Genomic DNA, 15,350 nt, shown 5'->3' on the forward strand with positions numbered 1-15,350 from the left:
TCAGGCGTTACCGTTGGCGCTGGCGTCGCAAGTGGCCTGGGCGTCATGCAGCGTCTGCTCGGCGGCGTCCAGCGCGGCACTCAAGCTTGCCAGTTGCTGTTCGTCAGCCTGTTGATCCTGGGCCTTTTTCAATGCGGCCCGGCGCATTGCCAGTTGGATCTTCGCGCGCTTGAGTTCAGCGCTTTTGCTTGTCGGCAGCGGTGGCGGGACGTTGACCTCCAGCGCGGCAAGCGCCTGCTCCGAGGCTTCGAACTGCCTTTGCAGGACAATCAATTGCGACTGTTGCTCAAAGGTCGGGGGATGACCAAACGCCTTCAGGGATTTGTGCAGTTGCGCACGGCTCATGGCGACACTGATTTTGGCTTGCTTGATTGCTGCATCCTGAGCGGCCTGATGGCTATCGGCTGATGCCGTTGCCACGGGCGCAATGCGCTTGGCCCGCGCCACGCGTTCGGCGTGTTTGCAGGCTTGCTCACGTTGCAGGCGTGCGTTGCGCTGTTCGAAACGCCGACGTGCCCGGTCGCGTTTAAGGCCACGTTCGCGCCGCTCGTCATCGCTGCGCGCCAGGTCGCCCACAATCGGCAGGACTTCAGCAAGTGGGCGCATCTCGATGCAGTCGACAGGGCAGGGCGCGACGCACAGGTCGCAACCGGTGCACTCGTCGATGATGACCGTGTGCATCAACTTGGCGGCGCCAATGATGGCGTCCACCGGGCAAGCCTGGATGCATTTGGTGCAACCGATGCATTCAGCCTCACGGATGTAGGCGATCTGGGCCGGCGCATCGCCGCGGCTCGTATCCAGGGCCAGCACCGGCACGCGCAGCAATTGCGCAAGCCCGGCGATGGTTTCCTGGCCTCCGGGCGGGCACTTGTTGATCGCCTCGCCGTCAGCGATGCCTTCGGCGTAAGGCTTGCAGCCCGGGTGCCCGCACTTGCCGCATTGAGTCTGCGGTAGCAGCGCGTCGATACGTTGAATCAGGTTCATGCTTTGATCATTGCGTTGACGCCCGGCTCGCCGATATGGGCGGGCTGAAAAGCCCCAGCGTCGAAACGCCGGGGCATCCTGCAGGGGTTACTTGATGCGTTGACCTGGCTTGGCGCCGCTGTCCGGGCTGAGCAGATAGATTTCTGCGCCGCCAGGACCGGCCGCCATCACCATGCCTTCAGAGATACCGAATTTCATTTTTCGTGGCTTGAGGTTGGCGATCATCATGGTCAGGCGACCATCGAGCTTGGACGGGTCCGGGTAAGCGCTCTTGATGCCGGAGAACACATTGCGTTGCTCGCCGCCCAGATCCAGGGTCAGGCGCAACAGCTTGTCGGCGCCTTCCACGGCTTCGGCCTTGACGATCAGTGCAACCCGCAGGTCCACGGCGGCGAAAGCGTCGAACTCGATTTCCTCGGAAATAGGGTCTTTGGCCAACTCGCTGTCATCGGCTGGCGCGGTCGCGCCGGTATCGGTCTGGCTGGCGACGAGGTCTTCTTTGGAAGCGTCGGTCATGGCCTGGACTTTCACCGGGTCGATGCGGGTCATCAATGGCTTGAACGCGTTCAACTGATGGTTGCCGAGCAGCGTGGCGTGGTCGTTCCAGGTCAGCGGCGCGACGTTGAGGAACGCCTCTGCATCGGCGGCCAGCAGCGGCAGCACCGGCTTGAGGAAGATCACCAACTGACGGAACAGATTGACGCCGGTGGCGCAGATCGCCTGGACCTCGGCTTCCTTGCCTTCCTGCTTGTTCAGCGACCATGGCGCCTTGTCGGCAATCCAGGCGTTGGCGCGGTCGGCCAGGCCCATGATTTCGCGCATGGCGCGGGCAAAATCGCGGGCTTCATAGGCGTCGGCGATGCTCGGCGCGGCGGCCAGGAAGGCATCGGTCAGTTCCGGCGCGGCGTTTTCAGCGACCAGCACACCCGCATTGCCCTTGTGGATAAAACCGGCACAACGGCTGGCGATATTGACCACTTTGCCGACCAGGTCCGAGTTGACCTTCTGAATGAAGTCTTCCAGGTTCAGGTCGAGGTCGTCGACGCCACGGCCCAGCTTGGACGCATAGTAGTAACGCAAATATTCCGGCGACAGGTGGTCCAGGTAGGTGCGCGCCTTGATGAAGGTGCCGCGGGACTTGGACATCTTCTGCCCGTTCACCGTCAGGTAGCCGTGCACGGCAATGCCGGTCGGCTTGCGGTAGCCCGAACCTTCGAGCATCGCCGGCCAGAACAGCGCGTGGAAGTTGACGATGTCCTTGCCGATGAAGTGGTACAGCTCGGCCGTGGAATCCTTGCCCCAGAACGCATCGAAGTCCAGCGCCGGTGTGCGGTCGCAAAGGTTCTTGAAGCTGGCCATGTAGCCGATCGGCGCGTCCAGCCAGACATAGAAGTACTTGCCCGGCTCGCCCGGAATTTCAAAGCCGAAGTACGGCGCATCGCGGGAAATGTCCCACTGTTGCAGGCCGGCATCCAGCCATTCGGCGATCTTGTTGGCCACGGCATCCTGCAAGGTGCCGCTGCGGGTCCAGGTTTGCAGCATCTGCTGGAAATCCGGGAGTTTGAAGAAGAAGTGCTGGGAATCCTTGAGCACCGGGGTAGCGCCGGAGATGGCCGACTTCGGATTCTTCAGGTCGGTGGGTGCATAGGTGGCACCGCATTTCTCACAGTTGTCGCCGTACTGGTCGTCGGTGCCGCATTTCGGGCAGGTGCCCTTGATGAAGCGATCGGCCAGGAACATTTTCTTTTCCGGGTCGAAATACTGGGTGATCGAACGCGTGGCAATGTGCCCGGCGTCTTTCAACCGCAGGTAGATCTGGCTCGAAAGCTCACGATTTTCGTCGGAGTGGGTCGAATGGAAGTTGTCGAACTCCACCAGGAACTCGGCAAAGTCGGCGCTGTGTTCAGCCTGCACATTGGCGATCAATTGTTCCGGGGTGATGCCTTCCTTTTCGGCGCGCAACATGATGGCCGAACCGTGGGCGTCGTCCGCGCAGACATAGATGCATTGATTGCCGCGATGCTTCTGGAAGCGCACCCACATATCGGTCTGGATGTACTCAAGCATATGGCCAAGATGGATGGAACCATTGGCATAGGGCAGGGCGCTGGTGACGAGGATCTTGCGTGGCTCGGACATGGGGCTCGGCTACTTGATGAAACGGAGGTCGGCCACTATAAAGCGCCGGGAAATTTATTTCACCCCGTGGTGCTGTTTCAGCATCTTCCGATCCTGCGAAAGCATGCCGCTGGTGGCCTGGAACGGTTAGGATAGCCGCCTGTTTCAGTCAGTCTTTTTCGGGAGTTGCCCATGAGCGCCGTCAATCGCGCAGCGGTGGAAGCCGTCCTTCGCCAGTACACCGACCCCTATTTGAACCAGGACCCGGTCAGTGCCGGCTGTGTGCGGGCCATCGAGGTACAGGCTGACCACGTATCGGTCCAGCTGGAGCTGGGCTACGCCGCCGGCCTGTTCAAAAACGGCTGGGCGCAGATGCTGCAAATGGCCATCGAAGGCCTCGACGGCGTGCGCTCGGCCAAGGTCGACATCCGGTGTGTGATCGCCTCGCACAAGGCCCAGGCGCAGATCCCTGGCCTGGCCAACGTCAAGAACGTGATCGCCGTGGCATCGGGCAAGGGCGGGGTGGGTAAATCCACCACCGCCGCCAACCTGGCCCTGGCCCTGGCCCGCGAAGGTGCCCGCGTGGGCATCCTCGACGCCGATATCTATGGCCCGAGCCAGGGTGTGATGTTCGGCATTGCCGAAGGCATACGACCCAAGGTCAAGGACCAGAAGTGGTTTGTGCCGATTGAGTCCCTGGGCGTGGAAGTGATGTCCATGGCGTTCCTGACCGATGACAACACGCCCATGGTCTGGCGCGGGCCGATGGTTTCCGGGGCGCTGCTGCAATTGGTCACCCAGACCGCCTGGGGCGACCTGGACTACCTGGTGATCGACATGCCACCCGGTACCGGCGATATCCAGTTGACCCTGGCGCAGAAAGTCCCGGTGGCCGGCTCGGTGATCGTCACCACGCCGCAGGACCTGGCGCTGCTGGACGCGAAGAAAGGCGTGGAGATGTTCCGCAAGGTCAACATTCCGGTGCTGGGCGTGGTGGAAAACATGGCGGTGCACATCTGTTCCAACTGTGGCCATGCCGAACATCTCTTCGGCGAGGGCGGTGGCGAGAAGCTGGCGACTCAATACGGCGTCGAACTGCTGGCCTCGTTGCCGCTGTCGATGTCTATCCGCGAACAGGCCGATGGCGGCAAGCCCACCGTGGCTGCCGAGCCCGATGGTCAGATTGCCATGGTGTATCAGGAACTGGCCCGCCATGTGGGCGCGCGGATAGTCCTGCAGGAGGCGAGCAGTCCCGCGATGCCGACGATCACCGTCAGCGACGACTGAATCCCGATGTAGGAACAGTACCGCACAGGCTTGTGACGCTCTTTTCCCAATCAGTCGTGTAAGCATTCGCTTACCGTCATGTAGGTTTTCGGTTTTTTTACCGGGAATGAGCGTCTCGAATCTGCGAGCGATATTTCTAACTGTTTGAAATTAAACAGTTATTTAATTTCACTTGAGCATCGCCGATTGGCCGCGATCCGTTTGGATCCCGTTGAACTTATCTTGGGAGGCTCTAACATCAGCCCTGTGTCCACGGATTGGCACAGCCATCAAGGAACGGTGGTTTGAAGGAATGTCGCAGGATGCGATTCATCAGGACGATGAAAAGGATTAAAGGGACTAGGGAAAAAATGTGGGCGGGTCATACCGCCCCTTTTTTCGCCTGTAGAAAAGTGAAAGCGGCTACATGAAAACGCAAAAAAGGCCCGCAAGGGGCCTTTTTTTTTGGGCAACGACGCTGCTATCAGCGTTCGAGGTCTGCAATCTTGCCGGGTTTGCCATCCCATTCTTCCGCGTCGGGCAGAGCATCCTTTCTTTCCGTGATGTTCGGCCAGATATCCGCCAGCTCGGCATTCAACTCAATGAAGTTTTCCATACCCGCAGGTACTTCATCTTCAGAGAAGATGGCGTTAGCCGGGCATTCTGGTTCACACAGGGCGCAGTCAATGCACTCGTCCGGGTGGATGACCAGGAAGTTCGGGCCTTCGTAGAAGCAGTCCACCGGACACACTTCTACGCAGTCGGTGTACTTGCACTTGATGCAGTTGTCGGTGACGACGAAGGTCATTTCTAATTTTCTCCTCAGGCGGCGGCAGCGAAACCCTGTGTGGCAGGGCTCGCGAGGTTCGGGAGCGATAGTCTGCGGGCCAGGCTAAAAGCCCGCAGCATCCCAAACCGCGCGAGAGTCTACCAGCTTGCACGCGTGTGCGTTATATCCGAGTCTTCAGTGCATATAACATTTCGAGCGCTTTACGCGGCGTCACGTCGTCCAGGTCAAGCTTGGCCAGCTCATCGAGTACCGGATGGGGCAGGCTGGCGAACAGGTCGCTCTGGTGCGGTGCGGCGGGTTTCCTGCTGGCCTTGGCCGGGCTGGCGACCACGGTTTCATGGGGCAGGGCCGTGGTTTCCAGGCGGCTCAGGTGCTCGCGGGCGCGGGTGATGACATCAGTGGGCACGCCGGCCAACTGCGCGACCGCCAAGCCATAACTCTGGCTGGCCGGGCCCGGCAGCACGTGGTGCAGGAACACGATGCGCTCGTTGTGCTCGGTGGCATTGAGGTGCACGTTGGCTACCAGCGGCTCGCTTTCCGGTAACACCGTCAGTTCGAAGTAGTGGGTGGCAAACAACGTATAGGCGCGCAAATGTGCCAGACGCTCGGCCGCCGCCCATGCCAGCGACAGGCCGTCAAACGTACTGGTGCCGCGACCCACTTCGTCCATCAACACGAGACTGCGGTCGGTGGCGTTATGCAGGATGTTCGCGGTTTCGCTCATTTCCACCATAAACGTCGAGCGCCCACCGGCCAGGTCGTCGCTGGACCCGATCCGGGTGAAAATCCGGTCCACCAGGGACAGTTCGCAACTGGCCGCCGGCACGAAGCTGCCGATGTGGGCCAGCAACACGATCAGCGCGGTCTGGCGCATATAGGTGGATTTACCACCCATGTTCGGGCCGGTAATCACCAGCATGCGAGTGTCGTCGTCCAGCGACAGGTCGTTGGCGACGAATGGCGTGGTCAACACCTGCTCCACCACCGGGTGGCGCCCTTGCACGATGCGCATGCACGGCTCGCTGACAAAGCGCGGGCAGTTGAGGTCCAGGTTCAGCGCACGTTCGGCCAGGTTGCTCAGCACGTCCAGTTCCGCCAGGGCGGCGGCGGTGTCCTGCAGCGGCGCCAGGCGGCTGATCAAGTCCTCAAGCAAGGCTTCGTAGAGCATTTTTTCCCGCGCCAGGGCGCGGCTTTTGGCCGACAACGCCTTATCTTCGAACGCTTTGAGTTCGGGGGTGATAAAGCGCTCGGCGCCCTTGAGCGTCTGGCGGCGTTGATAGTCGATAGGCGCCGACTCCGCCTGCTTGCTCGGCAGCTCAATAAAATAGCCATGCACGCGGTTGTAGCCGACCTTCAGGTTGGCCAGCCCGGTGCGGGCTTTTTCGCGGGCCTCCAGGTCGATCAGGAACTGGCCGGCGTTTTCGCTCAGCGATTGCAGCTCATCCAGCTCGCTGTCATAGCCGGTTTTCAACACACCGCCATCACGGATGATCGCTGGCGGGTTGTCGATGATGGCCTTTTCCAGCAGCGCCGCCAGGTCCGGGTAAGTGCCGGCGGTGACTGCAAGCTGTTGCAGGTGCGGCGTGTCCAGTTCGGTCATCGCCACTTGCAGTTGCGGCAGGGCGCTCAACGCGTCCCGCAGGCGCGCCAAGTCACGGGGCCGCGCATTACGCAGGCCGATCCGCGCGAGGATGCGCTCGATATCGCCGATTTCCTTCAGTTGCGGCTGCAGTTTTTCAAAGCGATAGCCGTCAAGCAGGCAGGTAATAGAGGTTTGACGTGCTTGAAGGACGGTCAAATCCCGCAGAGGACGATTCAGCCAACGAGTCAGCAAGCGGCTGCCCATGGCCGTCTGGCAGCGGTCGACCACCGATTGCAGCGTGTTGTCGCGTCCGCCCGCCAGGTTGGTATCCAGTTCCAGGTTGCGACGGCTGGCGCCATCCAGCACCACGGTATCGTCCAGCCGCTCATGCCGCAGGCTGCGCAAGTGCGGCAGGGCCGTGCGCTGGGTTTCCTTGGCGTAGCTGAGCAGGCAGCCGGCAGCGCCGATGGCCAGGGTCAGGGTTTCGCAACCGAAGCCTTTAAGGTCCTGCACCGAGAACTGCTGGCACAGACTTTTCAGCGCCGAATCACGCTCAAAATCCCACGGCGCACGACGTTTGGTCCCACGGCGCTTCTCTGCCGGCAAGTCCTTGGGCCAATCATCCGGAATCAACAACTCCACCGGATTGATACGCTCCAACTCCGCCAGCAGGTTCTCCCAGCCCTTGATCTCCAGCACGCTGAAATTGCCGCTGGTGATATCCAGCACTGACAGGCCGAACAGACGCTCATCGCCCAACACTGCAGCGATCAGGTTATCGCGCCGCTCATCCAGCAGCGCCTCATCACTCACCGTGCCCGGCGTAATAATGCGCACCACCTGCCGTTCCACCGGCCCCTTACTGGTGGCCGGGTCGCCGATCTGCTCACAGATCACCACCGACTCGCCCAGCTTCACCAACTTGACCAGATAACCTTCCAATGAATGGTAAGGAATCCCACACATCGGAATCGACTGCCCCGCCGACTGCCCGCGCGCGGTCAGGGTGATGTCCAGCAGCTTGGCGGCCTTCTTCGCGTCTTCGTAGAAGATCTCGTAGAAGTCGCCCATGCGGTAGAACATCAACTGATCAGGGTGCTGGTTTTTCAGGCGCCAGTACTGCTGCATCATTGGCGTGTGGGAGGACAGATCGGAGGTGTTTTTACTCATTGGGTAGTAGGCAAATTCGTTGAAAGTGATGGGGCAAAGGGGGCGCTTGGCCCAGCATTTGTTGCGATGGGCGCAAGGTTAACACGCGAGGTCGGGGGTTCGCAGGTTGCAAACGGCCAGGTAGAAATAGAAGAAGGGCGCAGCGCATTCATTCAAATACACCGCCCCCTTCTTTTTATCGCCCCTTACTGAATGTTGCCGGGCGAATCCAACACCTTCACCACATCATCAATCACCGCCTTGACCATCTCCTGCAAGTAATGCGACGCCCATGCGTAACGGTCCGTCTCCTTGGTCATCGCCGCATCTTCTGCGAGCAGCTTGGCGACATGGAGAAGATCGGAGGCGTGATGCAAGGCTTCCTGCAGGGAAACACCGCTGTTGACGCGGAATAGAGGCTGGTCGGAGTGAAAGGAGAAGGGGGTGACGCCGAGGGTGGTTAATGCAGACGCATTTGTAGCGGTCATCGGTAAAACTCCCATATCAAGTGAGAGCTACCACGTTCGTTCTCAGGCGAATGGGTGGCAGCTGTGCGCAGGCTGAGAAACCGGAGATACAGGAACCCGGCAGACCCGAAGGTCTCCCACGCACAGCCGCCATTGCACGAAATGATGGACGAAAAACGCCTGCATGTCGGGTTATGGTGCGCTTGGTGCGCCTGCATCTTGCCGGGTTCTCAGGCCCGATCGCTGAATTGGCAGCGATGGGCAGGAGGGTAGCGTGGTGGTGGGGAGGGCGCAACTGGGATAGTTGTGTCACTTGAAATCAATGCGTCGCCTATTTTCAACTGAAAAGGCGCGACAGCCGTCACGGGTTAGCGGCGGAATCAGCTCTCGCCGCCAGTGTTATTTTTGCAACCCATCACTGTTGGATAAGGCAGAAAAAACTAATAGTCCGATCAGTGCCTGAAATGGTGAACTGACTTTTGCACACTCACATCTCAATGCCGGATAGAGAGAATGCAGGGCGTGAGTATGACCAGGCTATCTGGATCTACGCCCACTTGCCGGAAACAACCCTCTGATCACCCCAAGAAACGCCGCAAACAAATTGATTGAAGTCGCCGTGGTGATGGCAATCAACACGTTATCCGAGAACGGCGCCTTACCCGAGTAATACGTCGACCACCCATTCCACACCAGCAGCACCGCCCAGAAGATCACACCACAAGCTGCAAACCAGAACGCACGCCCCGCATATTTCTTGCGCAGTTGCCGTTCGGCCTTCTGGTCTTTGAGGTTCTGGTTTCTCTCATCATCGGTGCCTATGGCTTGCTCGCCACCGGCTTGTGAGTCCTGGTCAGGTCCTGCCTCGGGGGGCAGGGTGAGTTCCAGACTGTCGAGTTCTTCACTCACGGATGCGACTCTTGGGATGAATGAGTGCTGCCATGTCTTGCCAGTCGATGGCGGAACCGTCGGCGCCCTTGAGCGCCCAGGCTGTGCCGTTCTCGTGGGAAAGGTTGGACAGTTGGGTGCCTGACCATTTGCCGTATTTGCTGATGATCCGATCGATCAGGCGGTGGGCATAGGTGTCACTGTCGGGAATCCTCGGTGTTACGAAGATGATGTCTTCGTCGTCCGGCTTCAAATTGCTGAGCAGCGAAGTGACCGGACGGCTGCCGTAGGATTTCAACTCATGGTACAGCGACGGGATGACCGGGCCATATTGCCAGCGGGCGAAGTGGTCATCCATGAGCGGCTGATCCCGTTCACGCAGGTGCCAGGACTGCGTGTAGAACAGCAGTTTTTGCAGCTTCATGGGCGTCAGGCCCGAAAGCTTGCCTTCCTTCGCGCGTTCAATGAAGGCGTTAGCGACAGCTAGCGCTGAATAAGCCATGAGCACCTCCGTCGTTGCTGGCCATGTTGTTCCAGAGTCTTATACATAGGCCCTGAATTGTCGATAAGCAAGGGCGCCTGTCCATCCGCTCGGTGTGGCATCAGGCTACCCTGCGGCGATATCAAGCGGTTCTGAATGATAGAAAGCAATTAACTGTTTGCATATACAGTATTTTGTTTCAATCTAAACAAGATTGTGTGTTTAATGCATAAATATGCAAATTAGCATTTGCCAACCTTCAAGACTCACGGCAATATCCGCGTTATGCAAAAACGCAACGTTTCTATCGTCTTGAAAGAGCTGCTGGATCGCGATCGGATCTCCCCCACGGAGCTTCACCGACGCACCGGTGTGCCTCAATCCACACTGTCCCGGATCCTCAGCGGCAAGATCGTTGACCCGTCGGACAAACACATCTCTCGCATCGCCGAGTATTTTCGCGTCAGCACCGATCACCTGCGCGGGCGCGCCGGGGTGGGTGCTTTGCGGGATGATGGGCGCGACCCGATGCATTCGGAGCTCAAGGACATAAGCCTGTGGGACGACGACACGCCCGTTAATGATGACGAGGTGTCGATCCCCTTTCTGCGCGAGGTTGAATTGGCTGCTGGATCAGGAAGATTCGTCATCGAGGAAAGTGAGAAAGCCAGCCTGCGCTTTGGAAAGCGCAGCCTTCGGCATAACGGCGTGCAGTTCGATCAGGCCAAATGCGTGACGGTGCGCGGCAACAGTATGTTGCCGGTGCTGCGCGATGGCGCGACGGTGGGGGTCAATGCCGGCAAGAGCGGGATTGGCGACATCGTCGATGGTGACCTGTATGCCATCAATCATAATGGCCAGCTCCGGGTGAAACAGCTCTACCGTCTGCCTTCCGGGATTCGCCTGCGCAGCTTCAACCGTGATGAGCATCCGGATGAAGACTATAGCTTCCAGGATATTCAGGATGAGCAGATCAGCATCCTCGGTCATGTTTTCTGGTGGGGCATGTACGCCCGCTGACCTCATCGCGTAAGACGAAACCCGCCCATGAGCGGGTTTTTTTTCGCCTGCAGAACACCTCCAAGCCCGAGCACATAAGGCTTTGAATGCTCAAATGCATATCTTTCGAGAAAATAAATGCACCAATGCATTGACTGCATATGCATACATGCATATTATCCATCTCAAGCCAGCCAACAAGGCCTGGTGGAGGCGGCAAGGATGCTGCCAAGGAAGACAAGGAAGGCACGCAACATCGGCAAGGACGCCATCGAAGCGGTGGCAGGGATGCCAGGCAACACCGGCAAGGATGCCGACGCTCTTTAGTTTCGCCCAGCTTCAAAAACAGGCAGCGATGAACCGGCCTTAACGGTTCAGAGGGTTGGCAACTGACCCGGGTGTGCAGCGTAAAGCACCAGAAGCAGTTATCCGGCAGACAGGGATCGTGGTCGGAAAAACATTCAGGAAAGGACCGTACCGCGCCAGTAGCGCCGAAAGTCCGAGGACATCATTACTGAAAAGCCCGGGCTACCGGGCTTTTTGGAATGCCTACCTATCGAAGTGTGTGTAATTGAAAAACGGACTATTCAGTGCTCAGCCAGGAGGCGTGACATGACAAACGAACAACAAGCGTTAGCGGAAATGCCTATCTGGCTGGTGATCATATTGGCCTTGGTCGGCGGCGTTTCCGGAGAGATGTGGCGCGCCGACAAGGAGGGCGCCCGCGGCTGGTCGTTGATCCGCCGTCTGGCGCTCAGGTCCGGCGCGTGCATGGTCTGCGGGGTTTCGGCCCTGATGCTGTGTTATGCCGCCGGTATGTCGATCTGGACTGCCGGCGCCATTGGCTGCCTGACCGCCATGGCCGGCGCCGACGTGGCCATCGGCCTGTATGAGCGCTGGGCAGCCAAGCGCATCGGGATCAATGAAGGGTCTCGTCAGGACCCGCAGTAACCGCAAGGATGCTACCCAAATGACCCTTATCGAAAAGCCATCCCAACTACCCCAGGCTATCGGCGCGGCGCTGCATGCGGCCTACCCGGACCTCAAGGTCGGCAGCCACCGGGACTTCCAGAGTGACCTGGAGAATACCGGCGTCATGATCACGGTTGAAGGCAACGGTCCGGGCATTCGCTCTCGCGAAGGACGCAAGGCCCATGTCCTGGCCATTTCGCTCAGAGCCATGGTTGCCCCCGGCGCCTTGCCGTTCGATGCCTGTGACCTGGCCAGCCAACTGATGGACCTGGTGCTGGACAACCGTTGGAACCTGCCTCAGTCCCAGTGCGATTTACCGACGAATATGGTCGCCGCTCCTTCTAGGGTTTCCACCGTAGCGACGGACTACGACACCTGGACTGTTTCCTTCACTCAAACCCTCTATCTCGGGCCCGAGTTACTCAACGATCCTACGGGCCAAGCGCTGTTCGCCTGTACCTGGGACGTCTTGAACATCGATGACCCCGATCAATACAGACCACTGGCGGAGTAGCCCATGTTCGACGCGCTGCTACGCATGCAACTGGGGCCAATCGTCGAGCGGCTGGCGGAGATGGAGGCCCAACTGGAGGACTTGTACCGCCGCGCTGAAAGCTTCTGCCGGATTGGCGTTTGCCAACAGGTCGACGCCGCCAGCAATACCTGCCGGGTCAGCCACGGTGAGTTGCTCACGCCGGCCATCCGCTTTTTCAACCCCAGCGCCGGTGCGCAAACCGAAACCCGTATTCCGTCCGTAGGCGAGCAATGTTTGTTGCTCAACTACGGCGGTGGGGAAGGGGGCGCGCAGTCCGTGGCTCTGTTCGGCCTCAACAGTAGTCTCTTTCCGCCAGTCTCGACGGTTCCCTCGGTGACCCGACGGCGCCATCAAGACGGTACCCAAAGCGATTACGACGACGCCAGCCACACCTTCAACTGGGCCAACGGGCCGACGATGGTCACCGGTTCTCGCGAACAGGTCGACCTCAAGGTCGGCGCCGCCAGCCTGACCCTCAACCCGCAGGGCATCACCCTGCAAATCGGCGGCACCGCACTGTTGCTGGATGCCGGCGGTGCTCACTTCAGCGGCCCGGTGATAGACCACCAAGGTCGGGTCATCAGCCCCTGACAAGGACACTCCATGATTGGCATCGATCGCAACACCGGGGAGGCCGTCGATGACTGGCTGCAATTCGTCCAGCGCGCCACCCGAGCGCTGACCACGCCCATTGGCACACGGCAGAAGCGTCCGCTGTATGGCTCGCTGATCCCGCAGTTGCTCGGACAGAACCTGGGCGACGACCTGCTGTTGCTCGCCCAGAGCCATGCCGCCCAGGCGTTCTACAACGGCCAGAACGGCATCGGCGACTTTCAGCCCCAGGTCATCGTCGCCACCCGCCAGGGCGCTGGCCTGCTGTTGCGCTTTGCCGGCACCTGGAAAAACCGCCAACAAACCTTTGAGGTCGTGACATGAGCATGCTGATCCCTGGCCAGAACCAACTGGCCGAGCCGGCGATTATCGCGGTTGACGAGTTCGAGCCCTTGTTGGCCGAGTTCAAGGCGTTCGTGGTCGACTACGTTGCAGCGAGTGCGCCGCAAAGCGCGGCCAAACTCAAGGTCAGCCTCGACAACGAAAGCGAACTGCTGACCCTGGCGCTGGAAGCTTTCTGCGTGCGCCTGCAAACCCATGAGCGCAAATACAATGCACGCATCAAGCAGATGCTGGCGTGGTGGGCCACCGGCAGTAACCTGGATGCACGGCTGGCGGACATGGGCCTGGAACGCCAGGTACTCGATCCCGGTGACCCTGCGGCTTTCCCGCCGGTGCCGCCGATCCTGGAAAGCGACGACGATGCCCGCCTGCGCTATTACCTGGCACCCCACGCCCCGGCGGCGGGTTCGCGGATGCAGTACCGCCGCGAAGTGTTCACCCTCGGCGAGCGGCCGGCGGTCAAGGTCCAGAGCGCATCGCCGGGCGTGGTGACCGTCAACTACACCTTCGATCCGGACGGCTATGCGGCCCAGGTCAAAGACGGTAACGGCCGACGCATCGCGCCCGGCGAAGTGATGGTCACCGTGCTGTCGCGTGACGGTGACGGTACCCCATCCACGGATTTGCTTGACGGTGTGCGCCGACATTTCGCACGGTCTGATGTACGCCCGGAAACCGATCTCGTCACCGTCCAGGGCGCACAGATTCAACCCTACAAGATTCGCGTCATCGCCAGGATCAACGCCGGGCCAGACTCGGGTTTGACCCAAATGGCGGCGCAGCAACTGCTGCAGACTTACGCTGATTCCTGCCATCGCCTGGAAGGGCGCGTCGACCCCAGTTGGATCGACTACGCCATTCACAGTGCAGGGGCGGCGCAACTGCAAATCCTGGAACCGCTGGCGCCGATTGTCAGCAGCGCGTTCCAGGCCCCGTATTGCACGGGTGTCGAGGTGGAGGTGCGCACGCTATGAGTGAACCCAAAGCGAGTTTATTGCCGGCCAACAGTTCACCGCTGGAAAAGGCGCTGGATGCAGGGTTCGGCAAGCTGCTTGACCGGGTCGCACCGCCGTTTCCAGCGTTGATGAACCCGCTGCAAACCCCCAGCGAATTTCTGCCTTACCTGGCCGCCGACCGAGGTGTCAGCGAATGGGATGCCCAAGCCAGCGAATCGGAAAAGCGCCTGACCGTGGCCTTGTCCTGGCAGATCCAGCGCCAGGCCGGCACACCCAAGGCCTTGAGCCATGCGGTGGAGTCACTGGGGTTTACTCCCAACATCAGCGCCTGGTATCAGCAGCGGCCAACCGGTATGCCGTACACCTTTGACGTGCAGGCGATCATTGGGCGCAGTTGGTCCAGTGGCGACCACAACCGGCTGATCCGCCGTGTCAACGCGGCCAAAAGCGAGCGGGATCAGGCCACGATTACGATCGTGCATGAAACCGAAGGTCAGCTTGCGTTTACGCAAGTGCTTGACGCCCCTTTAAGCGACGGGGAGTTCTATTTAGATGGCGCGCTGCCGGAATTTGCGCTGGTTGCTCGGCTAAACAGTGCCGGGGTTGCCCGGCACTACACCATTAACGACTACGACCTCAGGGCGCAGCCATGACAGATGAAATCACGCGCCTGGTGCGCTTCACTTCCAAGGGTTTGGATGAAGTGCTGCAGGCCAGGAACCAGGGCCTCAAAGGCGAAATCACCCACATCGGCGCCGGTACCGGCCGCTACAACCCCGATGGCACGGAAGTGGTCTTGCGCGATGAGCGCCAACGGGTCGCCATTGTGGATTACGAAGACCTGGGCGAGCGCCAACTCAGGATGGCCGCGCTGTTTGACGGCGACGATGAGTATGAAATTGGCGAGTTCGGCTTTTACCTCGCCAGTGGGACCTTGCTGGCGGTGTATTCCGTGGCGGGGAAGTTGCTGACGTATAAAGCGGCGGCGGCTCGGGTACTGCAGAGGTTCACGCTGGATATTTCGCCGTTGCCGGCGGATAGCGTGACGGTAGTCGTGGGGACTGAGAGTCTCAATATTCTGCTAACTGAAGAGTTGGCTTCGTTGTCGGCTGCCAGCATCGACAGTATGTCCAGAGATATCGCCATACTCCTTCGGGTTATGAATCTGGAGGCGGAGACCCAGGTGGATTAGTGGTTGTTTAATTA

General features: G+C 59.7%; 16 protein-coding genes. 9 read left to right on the plus strand and 7 right to left on the minus strand.

The genetic code is table 11. The annotated features are described in order from the left end of the window. Together rsxB and metG are read right to left on the minus strand one after the other, a co-directional pair. A complete protein-coding gene (rsxB, locus tag BFQ00_RS20210; protein WP_065934524.1) occupies positions 1-987 on the minus strand; it encodes an electron transport complex subunit RsxB in 987 nt (328 codons plus the stop codon). Between the two features lie 87 nt (positions 988-1,074). Further along, positions 1,075-3,126 carry a methionine--tRNA ligase gene (gene metG, locus BFQ00_RS20215; RefSeq protein ID WP_065934525.1) on the minus strand — a complete coding sequence of 684 codons (2,052 nt, stop codon included), beginning with the start codon at positions 3,124-3,126 and terminating at the stop codon, positions 1,075-1,077. Positions 3,127-3,297: 171 nt separating this feature from the next. Between metG and apbC the strand changes: the two genes are divergently transcribed. Continuing rightward, a complete protein-coding gene (apbC, locus tag BFQ00_RS20220; RefSeq protein WP_065934526.1) occupies positions 3,298-4,392 on the plus strand; it encodes an iron-sulfur cluster carrier protein ApbC in 1,095 nt (364 codons plus the stop codon). Between the two features lie 463 nt (positions 4,393-4,855). Here apbC and fdxA read toward each other — a convergent pair whose 3' ends face one another. The 5 genes from fdxA to BFQ00_RS20245 form a co-directional block, all read right to left on the minus strand. Next, on the minus strand, positions 4,856-5,179 hold the full coding sequence (fdxA, locus tag BFQ00_RS20225; protein ID WP_065886008.1) for a ferredoxin FdxA: 324 nt from the start codon (positions 5,177-5,179) through the stop codon (positions 4,856-4,858). A gap of 142 nt (positions 5,180-5,321) precedes the next feature. After that, on the minus strand, positions 5,322-7,913 hold the full coding sequence (gene mutS, locus BFQ00_RS20230) for a DNA mismatch repair protein MutS (RefSeq protein WP_065934527.1): 2,592 nt from the start codon (positions 7,911-7,913) through the stop codon (positions 5,322-5,324). A gap of 185 nt (positions 7,914-8,098) precedes the next feature. After that, positions 8,099-8,380 (minus strand): DUF3077 domain-containing protein, encoded by a 282-nt coding sequence (locus BFQ00_RS20235; protein WP_065934528.1) that lies wholly within the window; start codon positions 8,378-8,380, stop codon positions 8,099-8,101. Positions 8,381-8,896: 516 nt separating this feature from the next. Next, positions 8,897-9,268 carry a hypothetical protein gene (locus tag BFQ00_RS20240; protein WP_065886010.1) on the minus strand — a complete coding sequence of 124 codons (372 nt, stop codon included), beginning with the start codon at positions 9,266-9,268 and terminating at the stop codon, positions 8,897-8,899. After that, positions 9,261-9,749 carry a Panacea domain-containing protein gene (locus BFQ00_RS20245; protein ID WP_065886011.1) on the minus strand — a complete coding sequence of 163 codons (489 nt, stop codon included), beginning with the start codon at positions 9,747-9,749 and terminating at the stop codon, positions 9,261-9,263. Before BFQ00_RS20245 ends, BFQ00_RS20240 begins: the two co-directional genes overlap by 8 nt. Positions 9,750-10,004: 255 nt before the next feature. On the opposite strand from BFQ00_RS20245, the gene BFQ00_RS20250 reads away from it, so the two are divergent. From BFQ00_RS20250 to BFQ00_RS20285, 8 genes are all read left to right on the plus strand, one after another. Next, positions 10,005-10,748 carry a LexA family transcriptional regulator gene (locus BFQ00_RS20250; protein WP_170827578.1) on the plus strand — a complete coding sequence of 248 codons (744 nt, stop codon included), beginning with the start codon at positions 10,005-10,007 and terminating at the stop codon, positions 10,746-10,748. 591 nt (positions 10,749-11,339) lie between these two features. After that, entirely contained in the window at positions 11,340-11,678 is a 339-nt protein-coding gene (locus tag BFQ00_RS20255) for a phage holin family protein (protein WP_065886012.1), read from the plus strand. A gap of 19 nt (positions 11,679-11,697) precedes the next feature. Continuing rightward, entirely contained in the window at positions 11,698-12,213 is a 516-nt protein-coding gene (locus BFQ00_RS20260; RefSeq protein ID WP_065934529.1) for a hypothetical protein, read from the plus strand. Positions 12,214-12,216: 3 nt separating this feature from the next. After that, a complete protein-coding gene (locus BFQ00_RS20265) occupies positions 12,217-12,825 on the plus strand; it encodes a phage baseplate assembly protein V (RefSeq protein ID WP_065886014.1) in 609 nt (202 codons plus the stop codon). A gap of 12 nt (positions 12,826-12,837) precedes the next feature. Then, a complete protein-coding gene (locus BFQ00_RS20270; RefSeq protein ID WP_065934530.1) occupies positions 12,838-13,170 on the plus strand; it encodes a phage baseplate protein in 333 nt (110 codons plus the stop codon). Continuing rightward, on the plus strand, positions 13,167-14,162 hold the full coding sequence (locus tag BFQ00_RS20275; RefSeq protein WP_065934531.1) for a baseplate J/gp47 family protein: 996 nt from the start codon (positions 13,167-13,169) through the stop codon (positions 14,160-14,162). The genes BFQ00_RS20270 and BFQ00_RS20275 overlap by 4 nt, the downstream gene beginning before the upstream one ends. After that, on the plus strand, positions 14,159-14,797 hold the full coding sequence (locus tag BFQ00_RS20280) for a phage tail protein I (protein ID WP_065934532.1): 639 nt from the start codon (positions 14,159-14,161) through the stop codon (positions 14,795-14,797). The genes BFQ00_RS20275 and BFQ00_RS20280 overlap by 4 nt, the downstream gene beginning before the upstream one ends. After that, positions 14,794-15,336 (plus strand): phage tail protein, encoded by a 543-nt coding sequence (locus tag BFQ00_RS20285; protein WP_065934533.1) that lies wholly within the window; start codon positions 14,794-14,796, stop codon positions 15,334-15,336. Before BFQ00_RS20280 ends, BFQ00_RS20285 begins: the two co-directional genes overlap by 4 nt. The last annotated feature ends 14 nt before the right edge of the window (positions 15,337-15,350 follow it).

Origin of the sequence: Pseudomonas sp. 28 E 9, assembly GCF_900004785.1 — a bacterium.
GTDB classification, from domain to species: domain Bacteria; phylum Pseudomonadota; class Gammaproteobacteria; order Pseudomonadales; family Pseudomonadaceae; genus Aquipseudomonas; species Aquipseudomonas orientalis_A.